Origin of the sequence: Actinomadura craniellae (assembly GCF_003289645.1) — a bacterium.
Classification (GTDB): Bacteria; Actinomycetota; Actinomycetes; order Streptosporangiales; family Streptosporangiaceae; genus Actinomadura_D; species Actinomadura_D craniellae.
This window is the reverse complement of record NZ_QLYX01000020.1, coordinates 91507-115513: the sequence shown is the minus strand read 5'-3', so window position 1 is coordinate 115513 and position 24007 is coordinate 91507. Positions and strand designations below refer to the sequence as shown.

The following is a 24007-nucleotide window of genomic DNA, read 5'->3' as shown; positions in this document are numbered from 1 at the left end:
GGCGACTACTCGAAGTCGTCGGGACTGAGGTCCTCAAGCTGGACCCCGCCCGAGCCGGGCCGCCTGTCGTCGAACGCGTCGGCGGGCCGGTCGGAGCCCTTCTCGTCCTTCGCGGCGGACGGGACGTCGCCCGGCCGGTCCTCGGTGCGCTGCGGCGCGCGGCCCTCGGGTTGCGTGCTCATCGTCCCCCCTCCCTGTACCGGAGGTCCCTAACCCGTTTCGGATACCCGCCGACCCGGCCCTGACACCGGCGGCGGCTCAGGAGGGGGTCCACAGGTCGCACTTGTGGTCCTGGGGGAAGGTGGTGGTGGGGGCGATCGCGGCGGGCGCGAGTACCTGCACCTTCGGGAAGCGGTCCCAGCGCGGGGCGCCGGCGGCGTACGGGACGCCGGTCTTCGCGAAGTTCGTCCAGTACCCGAGCATCCGGTCGGCCAGCGCGTTCTGCTCGGGCGTGCCCGACACGTTGCCGAAGATGTACCGGATCTCCGACCCGTGCGCCGCGCCCACCGGGAAGCTGATCGGCAGGTTGAGGTAGGCCATCGCGTTCGGGTCGGCGAACTCGTAACCGTAGGCCCTGGTGTGCTTGGCCATCGACTCCGTCGTCCGGTACGACAGGCAGGAGAACTGCGCGTGGGTGAGGATCGCGCCCAGCGCCTCGGCGGGCGACGGGTAGTCCGACAGCGGGTAGCGGGCCAGGATCGCGTCGGCCCGGTCGCCGAAGAACTGGCGGACCGCCGCCGGGTAGCCCTCCGCCGTCAGCCGCCGCCCGGCCAGGTCGTAGGTGCTCGCCACGGTGAGCCGTCCCTCGTCGGCGGTGGTGCCCTGGACGACCGGCACCCGGTGGAACCGCCCGGTGTCGAGCGCCTCCTGGATCTGCAGCGGCATGACCTTGCCGTCCACGACCGGCGTCCACCGCACGGCCGGGGTCAGCGACGCGGCGAGCACCTGCTCGGCGGTTTTGCCGCGCATGCAGGCCACGTCGGTGCAGCCCTGCCCGGCCGCCCAGGCCGCGCCGCTGCCCTGCTGGGCGTCCTGGGTGGGCAGCGGGAACCCGCAGCCGGACTGGGCGATGGCCCGGTCGAACAGCCCGCGGGTGCGGGGCGAGACCAGGTTCTGGCAGACGCTGCCGCCACCGGCCGACTCACCGAAGATCGTCACGTTGCCTGGGTCGCCGCCGAACGCCGCGATGTTGTCGCGCACCCAGCGCAGTGCCGCCTGCTGGTCGAGCAGGCCGTAGTTGCCGGAGATCCCCTCGGCGGACTCCGTCGCCAGGTCCGGGTGCGCGAAGTAGCCGAAGGCGCCGAGCCGGTAGTTGAAGTTGACGACGACGGCGTCGCCGCGGTCGGCGAGGTTGCTCCCCTCGTAGAAGGTGCCGGAGCCGATGGTGAAGCCGCCGCCGTGGATCCAGAGCATCACCGGGCGCTTGTGCGCGGCCCGCTTCTTGGGGGTGTAGACGTTCAGGTAGAGGCAGTCCTCGCCGGGCGTGCCGGGGCCGGCGAGGTTCCCCCAGGGGGTGGGCTCGGCGCGCTGCATGCAGGGGTTGCCCGGCTCGGACCCGTCCCGGACGCCCTGCCAGCGGGCCGGCGGGGCGGGCGGTTTCCAGCGCAGCGGGCCGACAGGCGGCGCGGCGTAGGGGATGCCGAGGTAGGAGTTCGCGGTCGCGCCGGCCGTGCCGCGGACCGCTCCGTCCCGGATCCGGACGGTCGGTCCCTCCTCGGCCGCCGCGGGGACGGCGAGCGCACCGGCCGCCAGCGGGGCGGCGAGGAGCACGGCCAGCCGACGGACTCTGACTGAAATGGACACCGAGTGCCTCCGTGGGGTGGATGGGGCAGAAGCACTCGAATTCTGTTCTAGAACGTCTCCGGGTCGCGTCGGGTGAATCGCCAGGATTCAGGCTGTGCAGGCCACCGCCTTCACCTCGCTCGTTCGCTGCGCGGGCCGCTCGTTCCCGCGGCTCAGGCTGTGCTTGCCACCGCCTTCACCTCGCTCGTTCGCTACGCGGGCCGCTCGTCCCTCACGGCCCACTCCGCTCACTCCCTCGGCTCAGGCGGGGCCGCGGAACGGGGGGAGTTGTTTGAAGGCGGGGTCGATCGTGATCGAGCGGTAGACCTGGAGTTGCAGCCGGCGGGCCCGCGACAGCGGGTGGTCGGGGAAGTGCTCGTCCCAGTACGGGTCGTCGGAGAGGTTGCGCGGCAGGCCGCCCCGCAGGTCGGGGACGTAGGGGTGCCGGGCCCACTCGGACATGATCTCCTCCATCCGCCGGCCCTCGGACATCCGCTGGGAGACGAACCGCTGGTACACCGAGGCGTCGCGCACGCCGGTGGTGCCGTGCTCCATGCACTGGAACCGCAGCACCACGCTGGCCCCGGCCCGCGGCGCGATGAACGAGGCGATGTAGGCGACCCCGCTCGGCCGGTCCGGCAGCGGCAGCTTGACGATCTGGCGTACCGCGGCGAGCCCGTCGAGGCCGATCACCTCGAGTTCGACGAGCCCTCCGCCGGAGGCCGCGGTGTGCGCCGCGAGGCGCTCGCCCAGGGTGTCGGGGTCCTCCAGGGCGGCCGGGAGGTTCGGCGGTATGTCGAAGTGGTCCACGATGCAGGCGTCGTCGTCGGGGTTCACCCAGGCGTTCTCCTGGACCTGCTGCCAGCCTCGGGTCTCGAATGTCAACGGGCTCATGAGGCCCCAGACTAGGGCCGTCCGGACGCGGGGGGACGATCGTGCGCAGCGAACGGGGCGGGCGGCCGGATGGCCGCCCGCCCCGTCAGATCATCGCTTGCCGGACTCAGAAGTCGAGGTCGTCGCCGGCCTTGGCGAGCTGGGCCGCGGCGTCCCCGTCGAGGTGCTTGTAGATGAGGGCGTCCTCGTCGACCTCGGCCAGGGCGGCCGCCTTGCCCTCGACCTCGTCGGCGAGGGCGGGCGAGGCGGTCAGCAGAACGCCGCCCATGGCGGCGGTGACGGCGCCGGCGGCGGCCAGTCGCTTCAGCATGTGAGTCTCCTAGCTCATCGATGGAGAACCCGCGCGGTTCCGCGAACGGGTTCGTGACGTTCGGACGTGCGGATCGGGTGTGAACGCGGGAGAGGCAGGAGTCGTGGACTTCCTGCCTCTCCGCGCGTCACTTCGGACGGACTCGGCCGTCTTAGAGGCCGAGCAGCCCCCGGCCGTCGCCGCCGTTGTTCTCCTGGTCGTGCTCGAAGACCACAACCGGACGGTTGACGTTGGTGTTGTGGTTGTCGATGTGGTTGTGGTCGTGGTCGTGCTTGTAGTAGTCGAAGTCGAAGTCGTGGTGCTGGTGGTGCTTGTGGTGGTTGCTGTGGCAGCCGTGGCCGCCGTGGCAGTCGCCGCCGGCGAGGGCGGGCGACGCGGTCAGCAGGACGCCGCCCATGGCGGCGGCGACGGCACTGGCAGCAGCAAGGCGCTTCATCATGTGAGCCTCCAGCTCATTGGTGAAAACCCTTCGCGATCGTTGCGAACGGGTTCATCTGTGTGGAACACGGGCCACAGGCCCGGGGTGCCGGGGGCGGGGTTCGCCCCTCCGGCGTGTTGCCTTGGACGGACTCGGCCGTCTTAGAGGCCGAGCAGCCCCCGGCCGTCGCCGCCACCGTTCTCCTGCTCGTGCTCGAAGACCACGACAGGGCGGTTGACGTTGGTGTTGCTGTTGTTGATGTGCTTGTGGTTCCGCTCGTGGTCGTACCACTTGAAGTCGAAACCGTGGTGGTTGTGGTGGTTGCGGAAGTCGTGGTGGCAGCTGTGGCCACCGTGGCAGTCGCCGCCGGCGAGGGCGGGCGACGCGGTCAGCAGAACGCCGCCCATGGCGGCGGCGACGGCACCGGTCGCGGCCAGTCGCTTCATCATGTGAGCCTCCAGCTCATCAGCGGACACCCGCGCGGTCACGCGAACGGGTCCGTGGTTGTTCTTCGAAGATCCGGGCCGGGCCCGGGGCGGAGGGGCGGGAGCCGTGGGCCGCCCACCCCTCCGGAACGGACTCGGCCGTCTTAGCCGAGCAGGCCGCCGTAGCGGCCGTTGTCGTCGTTCTCCTGCTCGTGGTCAAAGACCACGACCGGGCGGTTGACGTTGGTGTTGTGGTTGTTGATGTGCTCGTGCTTGTGCTCGTGGTCGTACCACTTGAAGTCGTTCTCGTGGTGGTTGTGGAAGTTGTGGTGCTTGTGGTGGCAGCCGTGGCAGTCGCCGCCGGCGAGGGCGGGCGACGCGGTCAGCAGAACGCCACCCATGGCGGCGGCGATGGCGCCGGTCGCGGCCAGTCGCTTCATCATGTGAGCCTCCTAGCTCATCGATGGAAACCGTTCGCGGTCACGCGAACGAGTTCTGTTGCGCTGCGGACGCACGACATCGCCTGCCTTGAACTCGGAGGCGGCCGGTGTCGATCCGCGGGCCGACCGTGCTCGTCGGCGCCCTGGCTGGACGTCCGCGAGCACGAGTCGTGCCCCGACCTGGACAGCAAGGAGCGGCGCCCCTGCCCCAGGAGATTGATGGAATGGCTCAGCCGAGCAGGCCGCTGAGCAGGCCCCGCCGCTGCTCCTCGCGCTCGATCTTGACGATCACAACCGGGCGGTTGATGTTGGTGTTCTTGTTGTCGAACCGCGTGTGATCGTGGTCCTGCTTGTAGTAGTCGAAGTCGTGGTGCGCGTGGTGCGTGTGGTGCCCGTGGTCGCCGCCGCAGCCACCGGCGAAGGCGGGCGACGCGGTCAGCAGGACGCCGCCCATGGCGGCGGTGACGGCGCCGGCAGCGGCCAGTCGCTTCAGCATATGAGCCTCCTAGCTCATTGATGAACAGTTCTCTCGTGCCCTACGGCGATGTAGCGCACGACTAGGAATAACACGGTGATCGACCTCTCACACCTGCTGGGAGCCACTGAAATACCAGGCTTGGGAATATCATTACGAGCACCTACCCGCACTCCACGGAAAGCGTCGATAGTGCCCATCCTTTGGGTAGTTCATATTCTGTGAGGTTTGCCGGTTGATCTGGTGTAATGTCCAGTATGTGGATGGTTGGAGGTGTCCTCTTTCAAGGGTTTGGAGGCGTTTTCCAAAGAGCCCGAGCGGGTGGTTTGGGTCGGCAGGGTCGGTTCGGTTCGACGGCGTTAGCAAGTCGTGATTTGCTGTACAAGTCTGAACTTGATTCGGCCACGACAACAATTATCTCGTGCGGGTCTTGTGGAGAGAGCGCGGCCGGCCGGCGGCGCGCGAGATGAATTCGATCCGCACCGGGAGGGCCCGCTCGCAGGCCGGTCTCGCGGGCCGCTCTCGGAGCCCGGTCATCTCGCCGGGATCAGCTGCGGTCCGCCACCCCTCCTGGCGATGGCACCCCCGCGGGCGACCACCCGCACGGCTGCCGTCCGTGATGTCGGTGTTGCCTGGTGCGGGCGCTTCATCGGGCGACCTCAGCTCTACCAGGGACCGGAGGCCACCGGTTCTTCGGTGACGCCTCTTCACCATCCGACCGCGACGGCCGATCAGGGACCGTCCGGCCACGCGGCGTGCCGAGGGGGTGCCTCGCGGAAGGTAAGGGGGCCGCCGCCGCGGCGCCTGCCGTCCGGCGCAGAGGGTGGAGCGTCCTCCTTATATATAAGGCGTCCTTGCTATCCGAACGGGACCGTCGAAGCCGCTTGCCGGGTGTGACCCGGAGTCGCCGGCGGAATGCGAGAACGCTCGATCGGGTCCGTTACGCCCGGCGGCGGGTGTTCCGTACCGGCGCTTGAGTAAAGCTCGAACAATGGTCGATTAACATGCCGCCATCGCGGCTACGACGATCTTTCGGATGGTGCATCTTCTTTTTCGTGCGCCGGCCCACCGGACACGCCGAACCGCAAGAAGAATCGCGGCCGGTGGACGACCCGGGTGCTAGCGTGACGCCGCCATAGAGTCCATTCGGTGGCCGACCGATCAATGCAGGCCCGAATTCCGTAAGGAGCACGACATGCGACCGGATCCGATCCACAACGGGGCGCTTCGCCCGGTGGGTCGATTCCGGCGTGGGCTGGGCCGGGCCATGCTCAAGACGGCGCTGGTCGGCGGGCTCGCCCTGGCCGGCTGGATGCTCGCGGGAGCGGCCGGCACGGCCTGGGCGGACGAGTCCGGTTCCGTCGAGGAGGTCGCCGGCACCGCGCTGCGGACCCTCGGCCCGATCGCCGACCGGCCGCTGGAGCAGGCCGGCGCGGTGCTCGACCGGACGGCCGCCGACATGCGCGGAGGCCGGATCGACCCGGTCGAGCGGGTCGCGGACACCGGCCGTGCGGTGCTGGGCCGGCCTTCGGCCGTCCTGACCGGGGCCGCCAAGGAGATCGCACCGGCACCCCGCCAGACCCGGCCCGGCATCTCGCCGCCCGCCGCCGTCGGCGGCCAGGCCGCGGAGCGAAACGACCGGCCGGTTCCGGCACCCCGGACCGCGCCGTCCGAGGCGGAGTCCGCACAGGTCACCGCCACTGCGCCCACGACCGGGGTGTCCCGGTCGGCGCAGCGGGAGGACGCCGAGGCAGGCGATCACCGCGCCGAGCGGCGTGCTCCCGTGCTCCCGATCTCCGCGCCGGAGGTTCCGGCGGGCCAGGACGACGGCGACGGCGCCTACGTGCACGGCGGGCCGGGCCCGCTCCTGGACGGCCCGGCGTCGGGCGTTCCGGCGCCCACGCCACCGCCGGCCCTCGGCCTGGTGGCCACGCGTTACTCCTACCGGGACGGCCTCCGGACACCGGCCGATCCCACCGTCACCCCCGACTAGATTCCCGCCGTACGCCCCGGCGGGTGCGACCTGCCCCGTGAATCACCGCGGCTGATCATTGCCGGTCCGAATTCACCGAAGGTCGCGACCATTCAGGGCGGTCATCGCGAATCCGCCGCCGGACGTTCCGCGGCGCGACGTTAATCCGATCAGTGTGCGGATCCGACCGGAACCGCCTTCCTTTCCGCCGAGCCCGGCGAAGTCCGATACGCCCGGCGGTCACACGAACCTTCCTGCACCATGGCCGGGCCCGCCATGCCCGGTTGTCGGACCACATCAATTCCGAGAATCACCGAGAAAGTAGGAGAAGAAATGCGTAACTGGATGAAGATGGCAACGGGTACCGCCGTCGTCACCGGCGTCGTCGCCTTCGGCGCTGGCCTGGCCCAGGCGGCCGCGCCCGCCGCCTGCCCCGGCGACGGGCGCGTGGCGGCCTGCGACGGCGACCGCTCCGGGTACGGCACGCTTCCCTTCGCGACGCCGAACCAGCAGGTCAAGCCGTGGTCGCTGCCGCACACCGGCCAGGTGGACCCGAACCGCGGCCTGCACGCCCACGCCGACCTGCGGGCGCACCGCATGGCCGACGGTTCCGCCCAGGCCCCCGCGGGCCAGCGGAAGGCCGGCGCCCGCGGCGACGAGTACTTCTCGATCAAGTTCGGCAAGCAGCACCACCACGCGGACTGCCACCACGGCTGCCACCACGACGTGCCCTGCGAGGAGCAGCACTGCGAGGGCGGCTTCGAGGAGGGTGGCGTCGAGAAGGGCGTCGAGAAGCCCCGCCACTTCCACAAGCCGCGGCACTTCCACAAGCCCCGCCACTTCCACAAGCCGCGGCACAAGGGCCGCAAGCTGCCGGTGACCCACCGGATGGCCGACCCGGCCAGCCTGCCGCAGCAGGCCCAGGGGCGTCCCATGCCGCAGCCGCGGAACGAGCCGCAGCCGCGGTCCTACAGCATGCCGCTGCCGAAGGACGCCAAGAGCCTGACCGACAGCGTGGGCGTCACGCCCGCGGAGGTCACCTACGGGCGGGGTGCCGGCGCGCGGCCCGCGAACCCGCAGCGGAGCCAGCCGAACCAGGACGGCCTGACGGTCACCACCATCCGGCCGAACGCCCCCACCGGCGGCAACTCCAGCACCGGTGCGGACCAGTCCTCGGCCCTGCGGGACCTGGACCGGGCCCTCGGCAGGATCCTCTGACGGCGTTCCGGGAACTTCCGGTCCCGTCGTGATGCATCACCGTCCGGCCCGCGGGCCGGACGGTGAGCGGGGGAGCGTCCGCCCGGGCGCTCCCCCGCTCGCGCGCCCCTCGAACGCGAGGAACAGCGAGGTAGGCATGAGATCGGTACGGCTCGCCCTGGCGGCCCTGCTGGTCGTGGCGCTGAGCGTGCCGCCCGCCGCCCCCACGGCGGCGGCGCCCGCCGCGGTCCCGGCAGCCGCCCCCAAAAAGAAAAAGAAGAAGACGACGACCGTCACCGTCCACATCCCGCGGTTCGGCCGCAAGTACCGGCACCGGGTGGTCAAGGGCGTGAGCCAGCGGGCGCTGACCCGCGGGATCGGGCACTATCCCGGCACCGCGCCGCCCGGCGCGATCGGCAACATGGTGCTGGCGGGCCACCGCACCATGCATCCCGCGCCCTTCGCGAACATCCACCTGCTGCGCAAGGGCGACCGGATCATCGTCAAGGCGCGCGGGCGCCAGTACGTCTACCGTGTCTTCAGCCTGCGCATCGTCCCCGAGAGCAACAAGAAGATCGCGGAGCCCGTCCCGTTCCGGCCGGGCAAGGTGCCGACCCAGCGGATCGCCACCCTGTTCAGCTGCCACCCGAAGGGGTCGCGGACGAAGCGGTACGTGGCGTTCGCCCGGATGGCGTAGCCCGGCGGGCGCGCACCGCGGTGAACAGCCCGGCGGCGGTGGCCCCAAGGGTCCCCAGCGCCTCGTCGCCGAGCGTGTCACGGTAGATGCCGACCGTCTCGGGGGTGTCGAGGATGAACGCCCCGTATTCGGCGATCTCCCAGCCGATGGCGGTGATGGCCCCGATCCCGGCACAGCACAGCGCCAGCACCCAGGGCGGCAGCGCGGGGCCGCGCAGCAGCGCGGCTCCGGCCGCGGCGCCCAGCAGCACCCAGTTGCCGAAGTGGCAGGCGTCGTCGAACCAGGTGACGGTGTCGTAGAGGTTCGCGGCGTTGCCGGCCACGTCGACGACGAACGGGGCGGTGAGCAGCGCGTCGATGTCCCAGGGGTAGCGGCCCCGGCGGCGGATCGCCCAGATGGCCGGGACGAGCAGCGCGGCGAGCGGGTACGCGATCGCCCGGGTGTCCATCGCCTTGTCGGCGAACCGCTCCCAGTCCTGGTGGGTCAGCGCGAACAGCAGCAGGAGGACCAGCGCGGCCTTGAGCGAGAGGGCGGCGGCCCGCCAGATCCGGTGGTCCATGGGCTCCTGCTCGGTTCGAGGGCGGGAAAGATGCCGGAAAGCATACGATCTTGGGAACGTCCGGGCGGCTCGAAGAGTCTGACCGGGGCGAGCTTCGCCAGGTAGTTCGCCGTTTGTTCACTTCGGATGCGCATCTGTTTACCTCCGCCGGGGATCATTGTGGGTATGAGCGTCAATCCAGGACATTTCCCCCTCCCGGACGAGGCGCTGCCCGGTGATCGCTTCCTCGATCGCGAGGAGAGCTGGCTGCGGTTCAACCAGCGCGTCCTGGAACTCGCCGAAGACCCCGCGCTGCCGCTGCTGGAGCGCGTGCGCTTCCTGTCGATCTTCGCCAACAACCTGGACGAGTTCTTCATGGTGCGGGTGGCCGGGCTGGCCCGCCGGCTGGCCACCGGGCTGGCCGTCCGCTCCGCCAGCGGCCGGCAACCCCGCGAGACCCTGGAGCGCATCGCCGCCGTCGCGCACGAGCTGATGCTGCGGCACTCGGCCTGCTTCCACGAGGAACTGCGCCCCGCGCTGGCCGAGGAGGGCATCGAGGTCCTGCGGTGGGACGCGCTGGCGGAGACCGAGCGCGAGCGGCTGCGCCGGCTGTTCAGCGAGCGCATCTACCCCGTGCTGACCCCGCTGGTGGTCGACTCGGCGCACCCGTTCCCCTACATCTCCGGACGCTCGCTCAACCTGGCCGTCATCGTGCGCGACCCCGACAACGAGGCGACCCTGTTCGCCCGGGTCAAGGTCCCCCCGGTGCTACCGCGGTTCATCGAGGCGTCACCCAGCCGGTTCACCCCGCTGGAGGACGTGATCGCCGCCCACCTGCACGAACTCTTCGTGGGCATGGAGGTGGTCGAGCACCACGCCTTCCGGGTCACCCGCAACCAGGACCTGGAGATCGACGAGGACATCAGCGAGGGCCTGCTCCAGGCGCTGGAGCGGGAACTGTTGCGCCGCAGGTTCGGCCCGGTGGTGCGGCTGGAGGTGGAGGAGTCGATCTCGCCCGAGGTGCTGGAGCTGCTGACGGCCGAGCTCGACCTGGACGAGTCGCAGATCTACCGGGTGCCCGGGCCGCTGGACCTGGCCGGGCTGGATGCCATCGCCGACCTCGACCAGCCGCAGCTCAAGTACCCGCCGTTCGTGCCGTCCAAGCAGTCGGTGCCGCACGACGCGGACTTCTTCGCCGCCGTCCGCGAGCGCGACGTCCTCGTCCACCACCCCTACGACTCGTTCACCACCACCGTGCAGCGGATGATCGAGGAGGCCGCCGCCGACCCGCACGTGCTGGCCATCAAGCAGACGCTGTACCGCACCAGCGGCGACTCGCCCATCGTGGACGCCCTGATCGACGCCGCCGAGCAGGGCAAGCAGGTCGTCGTGGTGGTGGAGCTCAAGGCCCGGTTCGACGAGCGGGCCAACATCGCCTGGGCGCGCAAGCTCGAACGGGCCGGCTGCCACGTGGTGTACGGGTTCGTCGGGCTGAAGACGCACTGCAAGCTGTCGCTGGTGGTCCGGCAGGAGGCCGACGGCGGGCTGCGCCGCTACTGCCACATCGGCACCGGCAACTACCACCCCAAGACGGCCCGGCTGTACGAGGACCTCGGGCTGCTCACCGCGAACGCCGCTGTGGGCGAGGACGTCAGCGCGCTGTTCAACCACCTGACCGGCTACTCCCGGCAGAACACCTACAACCGGCTGCTGGTGGCGCCGCGCAGCCTGCGCGCCGGTCTGATCGAGCGCGTCGAGCAGGAGATCGAGAACCACCGGGCCGGGCTGCCCGCCCGGGTCCGGTTCAAGTGCAACTCGCTGGTGGACGAGGCCACGATCGACGCGCTCTACCGCGCGTCCCGGGCGGGGGTGCCGGTCGACGTCTGGGTGCGGGGGATCTGCGTGCTCCGGCCGGGCGTCCCGGGCCTGTCGGACAACATCCGGGTGCGCAGCGTCCTCGGCCGCTTCCTGGAGCACTCGCGGGTGTTCGCGTTCGAGGCGGGCGGCGACCCCGAGGTGTGGCTGGGCAGCGCCGACCTGATGCATCGCAACCTCGACCGCCGGGTCGAGGCGCTGGTCCGGGTCGCCGACCGGGCCCAGCGGGCCGAACTGGTCCGGCTGCTGGACCTGGCGATGGAGGACGGCACCGCCACCTGGCGGCTGGACGGCGACGGGGTGTGGACCCGCTCCGTCGCGGCGCTCACCGACGCGGAGCGGCCCCCGCTCGACGTCCAGGTCCATCTGATGAAAAGCCGGCGCTGGAGGACGGTGGATGGCTGAGGCTCGACCCCCGATTCACGCCGCCGGGGCGGTGCTGTGGCGCCCCGGCAGCGCAGGGCCCGAGGTGGCGCTGGTCCACCGGCCCAAGTACGACGACTGGACGTTCCCCAAGGGCAAGCTGAAGGACGGCGAGCACGTGCTGCGCGCCGCCGTCCGCGAGGTGGCGGAGGAGACCGGGCTCACCCCGCTGCTCGGCCGCCGCCTGCCGCGCAGCTCCTACATGAAGGACGGGCGGCCCAAGCAGGTCGACTACTGGGCCGCCACCGTCGCGGCCGGGAACGGCTTCGTCCCCAACGACGAGGTCGACCGGATCATCTGGAGCGCTCCAGCGGAGGCGGAGCAACTGCTCAGCTACCCGCGCGACGTCGACCTGCTGCGCGAGTTCGCCGCCGGCCCCGCCCTGACCCGGCCGGTCGTGATCCTGCGGCACGGGTCCGCCGGGGACAAGGGCCGGTGGCGCGAGCACGACGCGCTGCGCCCGCTGGACTCCCCCGGCCGGGCCGAGGCGCTGGCGCTGGCCGACCTGCTCGCCGGGTACGGACCCGTCCGGCTGGTCGCCTCCGCCACCGCCCGCTGCACGGAGACCCTGCTGCCGTACGCGCAGCGCGCCCGCGTGTCGGTGGTCACGGACCTGGCGTTCACCGTCGGCCACACCGACGCCGCGACCGCCCGGTCCCGGCTGGCCGGCCTGCTGGACGACGGGGTGTCCACCGTGGTGTGCACCCACGGCGAGCTGGTCGGCGAGCTGGTGGCCGAGTTGTGCGACCGCTTGGGCGAGAAGCGCCCCGACGACCCGTCCCTGCGCAAGGGCGGCTTCTGGGTCGCGCACCTGGCCGCCGAGGACCCCGCCCTGGCGGCCCTGGAGCGGCACACGGCTCGCCCCTGACCCGTAATCGGCCCACTCGACCGGCCTGGAATTGGACCTGATGGGTGCACCGGTCGAGTCCTAAAGTCGGCGCATGGGAAGAGTTCTGTTGAGCATGTCGGTGTCCCTGGACGGATTCTCCGCGGGGCCGGACGTCGGCGTCGAACGGCCCATGGGGGAGGGCGGCGAGCGGCTGCATGAATGGATGTTCCACGGCAACGCGGATCAGGGGGTGAACGCCGAGGCGGTGCGGGACCTGCTGGCGACCACGGGGGCGACCGTGGTGGGCAGGCGGATGTTCGACGTGGGAGTCGGGCTGTGGCAGGACACCCCGTACCCCCTCCCGTGCGTCGTGCTCACCCACGAGCCGCGGGAGGACCGGGTCGAGAAGAGCGGGACGTTCATCTTCGTCACGGGCGTCGAGGACGCGCTGCGGCGGGCCCGGGAGGCCGCGGGCGGGAAGGACGTCCTGGTCATGGGCGGAGCGCACACCGCCCGGCAGTTCGTGCGGGCTGGACTCGTGGACGAGATCCGGCTGCAACTGGTGCCGGTACTGCTCGGCGCGGGCACCAGGCTGTTCGACCACCTGGACACCGGTCGCATCGAGCTGGAACGGACTGGCCTGGCCGGGTCGCCCCAGGTCACGCACCTGTGCTTCCGCGTCGTGCGGTAGCCGGTCCGGGCTAGGTCGCCTTGCGGGCGGCCAGGCGTTGCTCGTTCGGCCAGCGGACGTCGTGGGCCCAGCCGAGCCGCTCGAAGAGCCAGATGAGCCGGGCGCTGGAGTCGATCTGGCCGCGCAGCGCGCCGTGCCGGGCCGAGGTCGGGTCGGCGTGGTGCAGGTTGTGCCACGACTCGCCGCCGGAGATCGGCGCGAGCCACCACACGTTGCCGGACCGGTCGCGGGATCGGAACGGGTGGGAGCCGGCGAGGTGGCAGATCGAGTTGATCGACCAGGTCACGTGGTGGAGCAGGCCGATCCGCACCAGCCCGGCCCAGAAGAACGCCGACCAGGCGGCGCCGCCGTCCCAGGCGCCCGCGCCCCACAGCCCGCCCACCACGGCGGGGGCCAGCAGGGAGAACAGGACGATCGCGGGCTGCCAGGCGGCGACCCGTTGCAGGTCCCGGTCGGCGAGCAGGTCGGGGACGTACCGCTGCTGGTTGGTCTTCTCGTTGTTGAACGTCCACCCGACGTGCGCCCACACCATGCCCTTGACCAGGGCGGGGACGGACCTGCCGAAGCGCCACGGCGAGTGCGGGTCGCCGGGCTGGTCGGAGTACTGGTGGTGGCGCCGGTGGTCGGCCGCCCAGGTCATGACGTCGCCCTCGATGGCCATCGTGCCGGCGACCGCCAGCCCGATCTTCAGCGGGCGGTTGGCCTTGAACGACTTGTGGGTGAACAGCCGGTGGTAGCCGATGGTGATCCCGTGGCCGGTGACGACATACATGACCGCGCCGATCACCAGATCGCGCCAGGTCACGCCCCAGCCCCACAGGACGACAATGGAGGCGATCACCGCCACGAACGGGATGCCGACGAAGATCCCGACGATCACCCGGTCGGGGGTTCCCATCCGCTCGCCCCACGGGGCGTTCGGGTCGGCGAGTACAGCCTGTTCCGCCATCTGGCTCTCCTTCTGGCGAAGTGGAGTCAGCGGAACGGTACTGAGGGGGCTCCCGGTGAACTACGGGCCGAAGTCACTGCTGTCACCCGGGTTTTCGTCACGGTCGTGACAATCCCGGTGGGTCAGCAGAGGTCGTCGAGGACGGTGCGGGCGGCGGCGATCCCGTCCTCCGCCCGGATGCGCTTGCCGAGGGACCGGGCGGCGGCGCGCAGCCCGGGGGTCTCCGTGGCGGTGCGGATCCCGGCGGCCAGCCGCTCGGCGGTCAGCTCCTTGAACGGCAGCGGGGCCGGGCCGGCGTCCAGGGCCGCGACGCGCTCGCCCCAGTAGGGCTGGTCGCCGAAGAAGTGGCAGACCAGCGAGGGGACGCCGGCGCGCAGCCCGGCCGCGGTGGTGCCCGCCCCGCCGTGGTGGACGACGGCGGCCATCTTCGGGAACAGCCAGGTGTGCGGCACGTCGTCCACCACCATGAGGTCGTCGCCGGCCAGCCCGGGATCGACGCCGTGGACCACGCCGCGGGCGCCCGCCGCGCGCAGCGCCGCGACGATCATCTCGCCGGTGGCCGCCGGGTCCTTGGGGACCATGCTGCCGAAGCCCACGTACACCGGGGGCGGCCCGGCCGCCAGGAAGGACTCCAGCTCGGCGGGCGGTGTCCAGCCGGGGGCGGCGTCCAGGAACCAGTAGCCGTGCATGTGCACGTACGACGGCCAGTCGGCGGGCCGCGGGACCACGGTGGGGCTGAACGCGCACAGCACCGGCCGCCGGTCCCGCCGGGCGCGCGGCGCCGGTCCGCGCGGGGGGAGCTTCGGCAGGTCCAGCGCCGACCGCCGCCAGGGGTTGATGAACGGCCGCAGCAGCTGCCAGGCCATCAGTTCCATCAGCTCGTAGCTGAGCCGGTTGCCGGGCTTGCCGAGCAGGCCCGCCTGGGGGATCAGCGGGTGCGGGAAGGCCCGGGTGGGCTGGCTGGGCTGGAAGTGCACCAGCGCCCAGGGGATGCCCAGCCGGGCGCCGAGGTGCTCGCCCAGGAAGCCCATCGTCGGTGTGATCAGCAGGTCGGCGTCGGTGCAGGCGGCGTACGTCTCCGCCAGCATCCGCTCGGCCAGCGGCCCGAGGATCTTCTTGAAGTTGCGGACGAACTTCACCGGGTTGCGCCCGCCCGCCAGCCATTCCTGGAGCTCGTCGGACTCGGCGATCTGGGTGGGGTCGGCCGAGATCGCGGAGAGTTCCAGGCCGGCGGAGGCGACCAGGTCCTCGTACCGCGAGACGGCCACGACGCGCACCTTGTCGCCGCGCTTCGTCAGTTCCCGGCCCAGGGCGACGCCCGGCTGGATGTCGCCGCGCGAACCCACCGCGTAGATCACGACTCTTCGTGACATGCCGACCCTTTCGCGCCTACCAGGGGTCGCGACGATAGCGCCCCGGTCCACCGTGTTCCACCCGCGCGGCCACAGGTCGCCGCTCCGCCGGCACGCGTTCCGCCGTGGGGTCCGGGGCGCGGTCCGCCGCCGGGCCCGGCACGTGGTCCGCCGTGGGGCTCGGCAGGGGGCCCGGCACGCGGTCCACCGTGAGATCCGCTGTGGGGCCCGGCACGCGGTCCGCAGTGGGGCCCGCCGCGGAACCCTGCGGTGGGATGTACGGCTCGTGCCACCCCTCCGGCGGAGGGGGCGGCGGGACGCGCAGTCCCGCCCGCCGGGCGCCCTCGCCCTGCGCGTCGCGGATCCACCGGCCGGCGGAGCCGCGCCGGGTGTCGCTGCGCCACCGCCCGCCCGCGCCGCGCGCGGGCAGTGGGATGGCCGCCGGGCCCAGCATGAGGGGCTGCCGCGCCGGTACAGGCGCGGCGGACCGGCGCGGCAGGGTCAGTGCGACGATCAGGCCGCCGGCCAGTACCAGCCCGCCGCCGATCAGCAGTCCGAAGGAGACGGCGTGCCGGAACGCCTCGACTTTGTCGGCGCCGCCGGCCAGTGCGCGCTTCTCCAGCGCGGCGATGATGACGCCGAGGACCGCGATGCCGAATGCGACGGACACCTCGCGGACCACGTTGAGGATGCCGCTGGCCACCCCGGCCCGCTCCTCGGGCACCGACTTGAGCACGTACATGGCCAGCGGCATGGCCATCGCCGCGCCGGCGCTCAGCACCAGCACGCCGGGCATGAGCTGCGGCAGGCCGTCCCCGGGGCGGAGCACGGTGAAGCTGGCCATCCCGGCCGCCAGCACGCACATCCCGCCGCCGATGCTGATCCGGGGGCCGATCCGTTCGGCCAGCCAGAACGACACCGGGGTCATGAGCAGCAGGAGGATGGCGGGCGGCAGGAATACCAGGCCGGTCTTGGTCGGTGCGAAGCCCAGCACGTCCTGGAGAAAGAAGGAGGTGTAGAACAGCACCCCGTTGAACCCGATGCCCCAGAGCATCTGGGTGACGAGCCCGCCGGTGAACACCCGGTTCCGGAAGAACTCCAGGTTGATCATCGGGTCGGGGGCCCAGCGCTCCACGAGGACGAACGCCAGGGCGGCGGAGCCCGCCAGCCCGAACACGGCGAGCACCGTGGGGTCCTGCAGGCCGTGCCGGTGCGCCTGGTCCAGTCCGTAGGTGAACGCGAACAGCGCGATGGCCGAGGTGAGCACCCCGGGCAGGTCGAGCCGGGTACCGGTCTGCTCGGGCCGGCCGCTGACCACGACCGCCGCCAGCAGCATCACCGCGATGCCCGGCACCACGTTGATGAGGAAGATCCAGCCCCAGTGCCAGTGCGAGGCGATGAAGCCGCCGACGAACGGCCCGATGGCGATGGCCACCGAGGACGAGGCGAGGAAGACGATGGTGCCCAGGGACTTCTGCTTGTCGGTGCGCCCCACCGTGACGATGACCAGGGTGGACGGCAGCGCGAGGGCGGCCCCGGCGCCCTGGACCACCCGGGCGGCGATGAGCACGGTGCCGTCGGGCGCGACGCCGGCGATCAGCGAGGACCCGGTGAAGATCGCCATGCCCGTGATGAGGACGGCCCGGCACCCGTAGACGTCGGCCAGCCGCCCACCGGCGATCATCAGGCAGGAGAACATCAGGATGTAGCCGGTGGCGACCCACTGCAGCGTGCCCGAGCTCATCTGCAGGTCGTCGCGGATGACGGGCAGCGCGACATGGACCACCGTGTTGTCCATGGTGATCATGAACGCGCTGACGGCGACGACCGCCAGTGCCCATCCGTACCGGCCGCGGGTCAAGAGTCCGTACCTGTCGCTGCGGGGTGACACGAGAATGTACGCGCCGAACCGGACTTTCGTCCAAGAGGTCGGCGGACGTCACCTATCAGGCCATAGAGGGTGATCCGGAGTCTTGTTATCTCAGTGACAACTGGTCCAGAAGATTCCCGTCTTCAACACAGGGAGCCGCGTAATCGCCATGACGAGAAGTCACGGCGTGAATTCGTACGGCGACCACGGAGAGTGGTGGTACAGAAGCATATTTAGGGTTCTTAGAGGGAGTTGTTACTATTCGTGGCCATATATGGCACACTGCGAAACCGCATGTGAACGCATTCAGCCCCTATGGCCCCACTGCATACCCGTACCTTGCCCTTGTCACAGCGGTGACAAGGGGGTCAGCCGAAAAAGTGGTCTGGATGCGCATCATGGGTCGGTCAAAGTAGGACAAGGTGGTCCCTCCGCTTGAACGACCCTCGGGTTCATTGTGGAGGGAACCGGACCTATGCAGTCGCATGATCCTTCCAAAACCGCGCAGGTCGATACGCGGATCACCGAAGACGCCATCCGCCGTCACCTGATCGAGGAGATCGCCCAACGGGCCCGCCTGGACCCCGGCGAGATCGACCCCGACCGCCCCCTCGAAGAGTTCGGCCTCGGCTCCCGCGACGCCGTGGCCGTCGCCGGCGGGCTGGAGCAGATGCTCGGCCGCTCGCTGCCCGCCACCCTGGTCTGGGAGCACCCGACCATCAACCTGCTGGCCGCCGCGCTGACGGGGAACACGACCCCCGCCGCGGAGCCCGCCCCCCGGGCCACCGTCGCCGACGACGAGCCCATCGCCGTGATCGGCCTCGGCTGCCGGCTGCCCGGCGGCGTCGCCGGCCCGGCGGAGTACTGGAAGCTGCTCACCGAGGGCCGCGACGCCCTCGGCCAGGTCCCCGAGGGCCGCTGGGACGCCTACGACGACGGGTCGCCCGAGGTCGCCGACCTGCTCGCCCGGACCACCCGGCACGGCGGCTTCCTCGACGACATCGCCGGCTTCGACGCCCGGTTCTTCGGCATCACCCCGCGCGAGGCCCAGGTCATGGACCCGCAGCAGCGCCTCGTCCTGGAGGTCGCCTGGGAGGCGTTCGAGCACGCGGGGCTGGCCCCGGCCGCGCTGCGCGGCAGCCGCACCGGCGTGTTCGTCGGTGTCAGCGCGCCGGAGTACGCGGCGCTCACCGCCTCCGACCTCGCGGCCCTGGAGGGTTGGACCGCGACAGGCGCGGCGCTCAGCATCATCGCCAACCGGCTGTCCTACCTGCTGGATCTCCGTGGCCCCAGCATGATCGTCGACACCGCGTGCTCGTCGTCGCTGGTCTCCACCCACCTGGCCGTGCGCAGCCTGCGCGCCGGCGAGAGCGACGTGGCGCTGGCCGGCGGGGTCAACGTGCTGCTGTCACCGACCATCACGATCACCTTCGACCAGGGCGGCGGCACCGCCCCCGACGGCCGCTGCAAGGCCTTCGACGCCTCCGCCGACGGCATGGTGCGCGCCGAGGGCTGCGGCGCCGTGGTGCTCAAGCGGCTGTCGGACGCCGAGCGCGACGGCGACCGGGTCCTCGCCGTGATCCGCGGCTCCGCGGTCAACTCCGACGGCCGCTCCAACGGCCTGGTCGCGCCCAACGCCGACGCCCAGCGGGCCCTGCTGCGCGATGTCTACGCCACCACCGGGATCGACCCGCACGAGGTCGACTACATCGAGGCACACGGCACCGGCACCTTCCTCGGCGACCCCATCGAGGCCCGGGCGATGGGCGAGGTGCTGGGCGCGGGCCGGCCCGCGGACCGGCCGCTGCTGATCGGCTCGGTCAAGTCCAACCTCGGGCACCTGGAGTCGGCCGCGGGCATCGCCGGCCTGATCAAGACCGTGCTGGCGCTGGCGCACGGCGAGATCCCGCGCAGCCTGCACTACCGCGAGCCCAACCCGCACATCCCGTTCGAGGACCTGCGGCTGCAGGTCGTCGCCGAACCCACCGCCTGGCCCGACCGGGGTCGCCCGGCCCGCGCCGGGGTCTCCGGCTTCGGCTTCGGCGGCACCAACGCGCACGTGGTGCTGGAAGCCGCCCCGGCGCGCCGCCCCGAGCCGTCCGCTGCGCCCGTCCGGGCGTACCCGCTGTCGGACGCCGACGCCGACCGCATCCGCGACCACGCCGCCGCGCTGGCGGACTGGGTGGCGGAACGCGAGGACGTCCCCCTCGCCGACGTCGCGCTGACCCTGCACCGGCGCAACGGCCGGGGCCGGGCCCGCGCCGCCGTGGTGGCCCGCGACCGGGCCGGGCTGGCCGACGGGCTGCGCGCGCTGGCCGACGGCCGCCCGCACCCGGGCCTGGCGACCGGCAGCGCGCTGGGTACCCCGGCCCGGCCGGTGCTGGTGTTCTCCGGGTACGGGGCGCAACGCCCCGGCATGGCGCGGCGGCTGCTGGAGGAGGAGCCCGCGTTCGCCGAGGCGATCGACGACCTCGACCCGCTGGTCGCGGACGAGCTGGGCTTCTCCCTCTGGGAGATGCTGGAGGAGGGCCGCGAGCCACAGGGCCCGGAAGAGATCATGCCGGCGCTGTTCGGCGTGCAGCTCGGCCTGGCCCGGATGTGGGCCGGCTACGGGGTGGTCCCCGCCGCCGTGATCGGCCATTCCATGGGCGAGGTCGCCGCCGCCGTGGTCGCGGGCGCCCTGTCGCTCCAGGACGGCGTCAAGGTCATCTGCCGGCGCTCCCGCCTGCTGGGCAAGCTGGTCGGCGGCGGCGCGATGGCCGTGCTCGGCGCGTCCGCCGAGGAGGTGCGGGCGCTCACCCGCGACCTGCCCGAGGTGTACCCCGCCGTGTACTCCTCGCCCCGGCAGACCGTGGTGACCGGCGACGCCGACCAGGTCGCCGCCGTGGTCGAACGGGCCGAAGCCGAGGGACGGCTGGCCCGGATGGTGAAGGCCGAGGGCGCCGGGCACTCGCCGCAGGTCGACCCGCTGCTGGACCCGCTGCGCGCCCAGCTCACCGACCTCCGGCCACGGGAACCGCACGGCGTGACGCTCTACACCACCGCGCTCGACGACCCCCGCGCCGCGGCCACCCTGGACGCCGGCTACTGGGCCGCCAACCTGCGCAACCCGGTCCGGCTGGCCGCCGCGGTGGCCGCCGCCGCCGAGGACGGCCACCGCACGTTCATCGAGGTGAACGCGCACCCGATCCTGGCCCCGGCGGTGAACGAGACCCTGGAGGGCGAGGGCGCGCTGGTCGTCCACACCCTCAAGCGGGCCCGCAAGGGCGAGGAGACCGACGACACGCTCACCTTCCACGCCCAGCTCGCCACCCTGGCCGCGCACGGCTTCGCCGTGGCCGGCCCGGCGGGCGGCGCGGTCGCCGACCTGCCGCTCGCCCCCTGGCGGCACGAGCGGCACTGGATGGCGCCCCCCGCCCGCCCGAACGGCGGCCGCGACGAGCACCCGCTGCTGGGCGCGCACGTCGAGCTGCCCGGCGAGGACCGGCACGCCTGGCGCGCCGACCTGGCCGCCGAGGGCTGGCTCGCCGCCGCCCGGGTGCACGGCATCGCCCTGCTGCCCGCCGCCGCCCAGGCCGAGATGGCGCTGGCCGCCGCCGGCCAGGTGCTGGGCACCGGCGAGATCCGGGTGAACGCGCTCTGGCTGGAGCGGCCGCTGCCGCTGGGCGACGGGGTCACCGTCACCACCACCTACGCGGAGGCCGACCAGCAGGTGGAGATCCACGCCCGCACCGCCGCCGGGACCTGGGTCCGGGTGGCCGCCGCCGACGTCGTGACCGACGACCGTCCCGCAACCCCGCCGGCCGCCGGGGAGGGCATCCCGATCGAGCCGGCGGCCCGCGGCAGCCGGCACCACCGCCTGCACCCGGAGGTCCTCGACCGCTGCCTGGCGGCGCTCGGCGCCGCGGCCGGCGAGGGGACGTGGCTGCCCGAGTCGATCGGCTCGCTGCGCGTGTACGGCCCGACCCACCGGGGCGGGTCCTGCCGGGCCGAGGTGGTGCACGGTGAGGAGGGGCCGCTGGGCGCCGTCCAGTTGCTCGACGGAGACGGCCGGGTGCTGCTGGCCGCCACCGGCGTGGTGCTGCGCCGGGTGGAGCGCGCGGACGTCCCCGTCCCGCTGGCCGACAAGCTCATCGAGCCGACCTGGGCGGAGACCGACCCGATCGAGCCCGCCGACACCTCCCTGGTCGAGGAGGTGTTCCCCGGCGGGGGGCTGCTGGTCCTCGACGAGGACGGCGGGACGTCCACCGTCCCGGTCGACTGGGACGACGCCGAGCCCGCCGCCCGCGCGGCGCTGGAGCACCGGCCCGCCCGGGTCCTCATGGTGCCGCCCGCCGAGCTGACCGACGAACGGCTGATCTTCGCCACCGCCGCGCTGGCCCGCGCCCTGGCCGCCGGCGCCCCGCCGCCCCGGCTGTTCGTGGCGACCCGGGGCGCGCTGGCGGTCGCCGCGGGCGAGGCCGGCGACCCCGGCCAGGCCCCGGTGCGGGCGCTGGTGCGGGTGCTGGGCTTCGAGCACCCCGCGCTGCGCGCCACCCTGGTGGACGCCGGCTCCGCCTCCGAACTGGCCGCCGAGTTCGCCGGGCCCGGCGAGGACGCCGAGGTCGCCTGGCGCGACGGCCGGCGGTACGCGGCCCGGCTGGCCGCCGCCCCGCCGTTCACCGGTCGGCCACGCCGGGTCGTCCGGCGCGGCGGGTCATACATCATCACCGGCGGGTACGGCGGAGTCGGCCTGGTCACCGCGCGGATGCTGGCCGAGCGCGGCGCGTGCCGGATCGTGCTGTCGGGCCGGTCCGGGCCGTCCCCCGAGGCGGAGAAGACCATCGCCCGGCTGCGCGAGAGCGGGGTGGACGTCGGCGTCGTGCTCGGCGACGTCGCCGCGCCCGGCACGGCCGAGCGGCTGGTCGAGGTGGCCCAGGAGGGCGGCCGCCGGCTGTGCGGGGTGGTGCACGGCGCGGGCGTCATGGACGACCGGCTGGTCGCCGACCTGGGCCGGGCGGACCTGGCCCGGGTCTGGGCGGCGAAGGTCACCGGCGCGCACCGGCTGCACGCCGCCACCGCCGGCCTCGACCTGGACTTCTTCGCCGTGCACTCCTCGGCCGCGGCGCTGCTCGGCTCGCCCGGCCAGGGCTCCTACGCCGCCGCCAACGCCGCCCTGGACGCGCTGATCACCTGGCGGCGGGCGCAGGGGCTGCCCGGCACCACGGTCAACTGGGGCACCTGGGCGCGGGTCGGCGGCGCCGCCGACCTGTCGGTCGCGGTGCTCGACCCGATCAGCCCCGAGGAGGGCGCGGAGGCGCTGGAGGTCCTGCTCGCGCACGACCGGCCCGCCACCGGCGTGCTGCGGTTCGACCCGGCGACGGCGCTCGCGCTGTTCCCCGAGATCCGGCGGATGCCGTACTTCGCCGCGCTGGTCGAGGCGGCGGACGTGGCGGCCGGCGACGGCGGGGAGTGGATCGGCGCGGCGGCGCTGCGCGAGGTGACCGACCCGGCGGAGGCCCGGCGGCTGATCGCCGGCCAGGTCCGGTACCGGGTCGCCGCGGTGCTCGGCTTCGACGCCGACCGGCTGGACCCGGCGACCCCGCTGACCGACCTGGGACTCGACTCGCTGGTGGCGGTGCGGATCAAGAGCGCGGTCGAGCACGACCTCGGGCTGACCGTGCCCGCCGCGATCCTGCTCCAGGGCGCCAGCGTCAACGCGTTCGAGGAGTGGGCGGCGGGCGAGCTGGGGCTGGACGCCGCCCCGAGCAGCACCGCCGGGGCGGAGGCCGCCCCGGCCGGCCGTCCCTACGTGCTGCCGCGGGACGCCGCCGAGCGGCTGGCCGCGCGGATCTTCGAGGACGTTCTCGGCGTCCGCCCGGTCGGCGCCACCGACGACTTCTTCGAGCTGGGCGGCCAGGACCACCAGGCCGACCAGGTGGTGGCCCACCTGGTGGCCGAGCTGGGCGGCGAGATCAGCCGGTCGGAGGTGTTCGCCGTCCCGACGCCCGAGCACGTCGCCGAGCTCATCCGGTCGGTCGACGAGGAGGCGGCGCGGCAGACCGTCCGGCCGCTCAACGCCGGCGCCACCGGCCGGCTGCCGATCTTCATCGCGCATCCGGCGGGCGGCACCACCGGCTGCTACCAGCAGCTCGTCGCGCTGCTCGGCCCCGACCGCCCGGTGTACGGGCTGGAGCGGTTCGAGGACGCGCCCAGCGTGGTGGAGCGGGCGGCCCGCTACGCCGAGCACCTCCAGGCGGCGCAGCCCGAGGGGCCGTTCCGGCTCGGCGGGTGGTCGTTCGGCGGGGTACTCGCCTACGAGACCGCCCGGCAGCTCACCTCCGCCGGCCGCGAGGTCGAACTGGTCGCGCTGTTCGACGCGGGTCTACCGCGGCCGGTCGAGGACGAGTCCGACACCCTCGCCCGCCGGTTCGCCGCGTTCGTCGGCTACCTCAACGAGACCTACGGCCTGGACCTGACCCTCGGCTACGAGGAACTGGCCGGCCTGGACGAGGACGCGCAGTTCGCGCTGGTGATGGAGCGCGCGGCACCGCTGATCGAGTACCTGCCGCCCGCGGTGCTGACCCACCAGCTCACCTCCCATCAGGACACCCGCTCGCTGGAGGCGTACACGCCCGGCCCCTACGCCGGCCGCGTGGTGCTGTACCACGCGCCGGAGGAGACGCCGTGGGCCGTGCGGGACACCCGCTACGAGCTCGATGGGACCAACGGTTTCGGGGGGCTCTGCTCCAACCTGGAGATCGTCACGATCCCGGGGGTTCACCATCTCAACCTGCTCGACCCGCCGGGCGTGGAGGTACTCGCCGCACACCTGGCCGAGCAGCTCGCAGTGCACGAATCGGGACCGATCCCCGTAACCGGAGGATGATC

General features: G+C 72.5%; 19 protein-coding genes. 7 read left to right on the top strand and 12 right to left on the bottom strand.

The window, feature by feature from the left end; genetic code table 11:
• Positions 1-5: 5 nt before the first annotated feature.
• The 8 genes from DPM19_RS35550 to DPM19_RS31505 form a co-directional block, all read right to left on the bottom strand.
• A complete protein-coding gene (locus DPM19_RS35550; RefSeq protein ID WP_158566959.1) occupies positions 6-182 on the bottom strand; it encodes a hypothetical protein in 177 nt (58 codons plus the stop codon).
• 76 nt (positions 183-258) lie between these two features.
• The gene (locus tag DPM19_RS31535) at positions 259-1803 is read right to left on the bottom strand and encodes a carboxylesterase/lipase family protein (RefSeq protein WP_233510975.1); all 1545 of its coding nucleotides are present in this window, start codon (positions 1801-1803) and stop codon (positions 259-261) included.
• A gap of 240 nt (positions 1804-2043) precedes the next feature.
• A complete protein-coding gene (locus DPM19_RS31530) occupies positions 2044-2676 on the bottom strand; it encodes a hypothetical protein (RefSeq protein ID WP_146779074.1) in 633 nt (210 codons plus the stop codon).
• Positions 2677-2782: 106 nt separating this feature from the next.
• Positions 2783-2986: a hypothetical protein gene (locus tag DPM19_RS35030; RefSeq protein WP_146779073.1), complete on the bottom strand. Its 204-nt coding sequence runs from the start codon at positions 2984-2986 to the stop codon at positions 2783-2785.
• Between the two features lie 151 nt (positions 2987-3137).
• Positions 3138-3425: a hypothetical protein gene (locus DPM19_RS35545; RefSeq protein WP_158566958.1), complete on the bottom strand. Its 288-nt coding sequence runs from the start codon at positions 3423-3425 to the stop codon at positions 3138-3140.
• A gap of 140 nt (positions 3426-3565) precedes the next feature.
• Positions 3566-3853, bottom strand: coding sequence for a hypothetical protein (locus DPM19_RS31515; protein WP_111871732.1), 288 nt, complete (start codon positions 3851-3853; stop codon positions 3566-3568).
• A gap of 140 nt (positions 3854-3993) precedes the next feature.
• Positions 3994-4272, bottom strand: coding sequence for a hypothetical protein (locus DPM19_RS31510; protein WP_111871731.1), 279 nt, complete (start codon positions 4270-4272; stop codon positions 3994-3996).
• A gap of 226 nt (positions 4273-4498) precedes the next feature.
• Complete coding sequence (locus DPM19_RS31505) at positions 4499-4765, bottom strand: hypothetical protein (RefSeq protein WP_111871730.1); 267 nt, start codon at positions 4763-4765, stop codon at positions 4499-4501.
• 1174 nt (positions 4766-5939) lie between these two features.
• Between DPM19_RS31505 and DPM19_RS31500 the strand changes: the two genes are divergently transcribed.
• The 3 genes from DPM19_RS31500 (at position 5940) to DPM19_RS31490 (ending at position 8610) form a co-directional block, all read left to right on the top strand.
• Positions 5940-6737 (top strand): hypothetical protein, encoded by a 798-nt coding sequence (locus DPM19_RS31500; protein WP_146779072.1) that lies wholly within the window; start codon positions 5940-5942, stop codon positions 6735-6737.
• A 312-nt stretch (positions 6738-7049) separates the two neighbouring features.
• Entirely contained in the window at positions 7050-7934 is an 885-nt protein-coding gene (locus tag DPM19_RS31495; protein WP_146779071.1) for a hypothetical protein, read from the top strand.
• A 136-nt stretch (positions 7935-8070) separates the two neighbouring features.
• Positions 8071-8610 carry a class E sortase gene (locus DPM19_RS31490; protein WP_158566957.1) on the top strand — a complete coding sequence of 180 codons (540 nt, stop codon included), beginning with the start codon at positions 8071-8073 and terminating at the stop codon, positions 8608-8610.
• Here DPM19_RS31490 and DPM19_RS31485 read toward each other — a convergent pair.
• Positions 8549-9169 carry a hypothetical protein gene (locus tag DPM19_RS31485; RefSeq protein WP_111871726.1) on the bottom strand — a complete coding sequence of 207 codons (621 nt, stop codon included), beginning with the start codon at positions 9167-9169 and terminating at the stop codon, positions 8549-8551. The two genes, DPM19_RS31490 and DPM19_RS31485, sit on opposite strands and share 62 nt — an antisense overlap.
• Before the next feature lie 165 nt (positions 9170-9334).
• Between DPM19_RS31485 and DPM19_RS31480 the strand changes: the two genes are divergently transcribed.
• From DPM19_RS31480 to DPM19_RS31470, 3 genes are all read left to right on the top strand, one after another.
• Entirely contained in the window at positions 9335-11428 is a 2094-nt protein-coding gene (locus tag DPM19_RS31480) for an RNA degradosome polyphosphate kinase (protein WP_111871725.1), read from the top strand.
• Complete coding sequence (locus tag DPM19_RS31475) at positions 11421-12314, top strand: NUDIX domain-containing protein (RefSeq protein WP_111871724.1); 894 nt, start codon at positions 11421-11423, stop codon at positions 12312-12314. Before DPM19_RS31480 ends, DPM19_RS31475 begins: the two co-directional genes overlap by 8 nt.
• Before the next feature lie 73 nt (positions 12315-12387).
• Positions 12388-12966: a dihydrofolate reductase family protein gene (locus DPM19_RS31470; RefSeq protein WP_111871723.1), complete on the top strand. Its 579-nt coding sequence runs from the start codon at positions 12388-12390 to the stop codon at positions 12964-12966.
• A gap of 10 nt (positions 12967-12976) precedes the next feature.
• Here the strand turns inward: DPM19_RS31470 and DPM19_RS31465 are convergent, their stop codons facing one another.
• From DPM19_RS31465 to DPM19_RS31455, 3 genes are all read right to left on the bottom strand, one after another.
• A complete protein-coding gene (locus DPM19_RS31465) occupies positions 12977-13915 on the bottom strand; it encodes an acyl-CoA desaturase (RefSeq protein WP_111871722.1) in 939 nt (312 codons plus the stop codon).
• A 122-nt stretch (positions 13916-14037) separates the two neighbouring features.
• Positions 14038-15288: a glycosyltransferase gene (locus tag DPM19_RS31460; protein WP_111871721.1), complete on the bottom strand. Its 1251-nt coding sequence runs from the start codon at positions 15286-15288 to the stop codon at positions 14038-14040.
• 16 nt (positions 15289-15304) lie between these two features.
• Positions 15305-17128, bottom strand: coding sequence for an MFS transporter (locus DPM19_RS31455; RefSeq protein WP_233510973.1), 1824 nt, complete (start codon positions 17126-17128; stop codon positions 15305-15307).
• A 484-nt stretch (positions 17129-17612) separates the two neighbouring features.
• On the opposite strand from DPM19_RS31455, the gene DPM19_RS31450 reads away from it, so the two are divergent.
• Positions 17613-24005, top strand: a complete 6393-nt coding sequence (locus DPM19_RS31450) for a type I polyketide synthase (RefSeq protein WP_199485387.1) — start codon at positions 17613-17615, stop codon at positions 24003-24005.
• Positions 24006-24007: the final 2 nt, after the last annotated feature.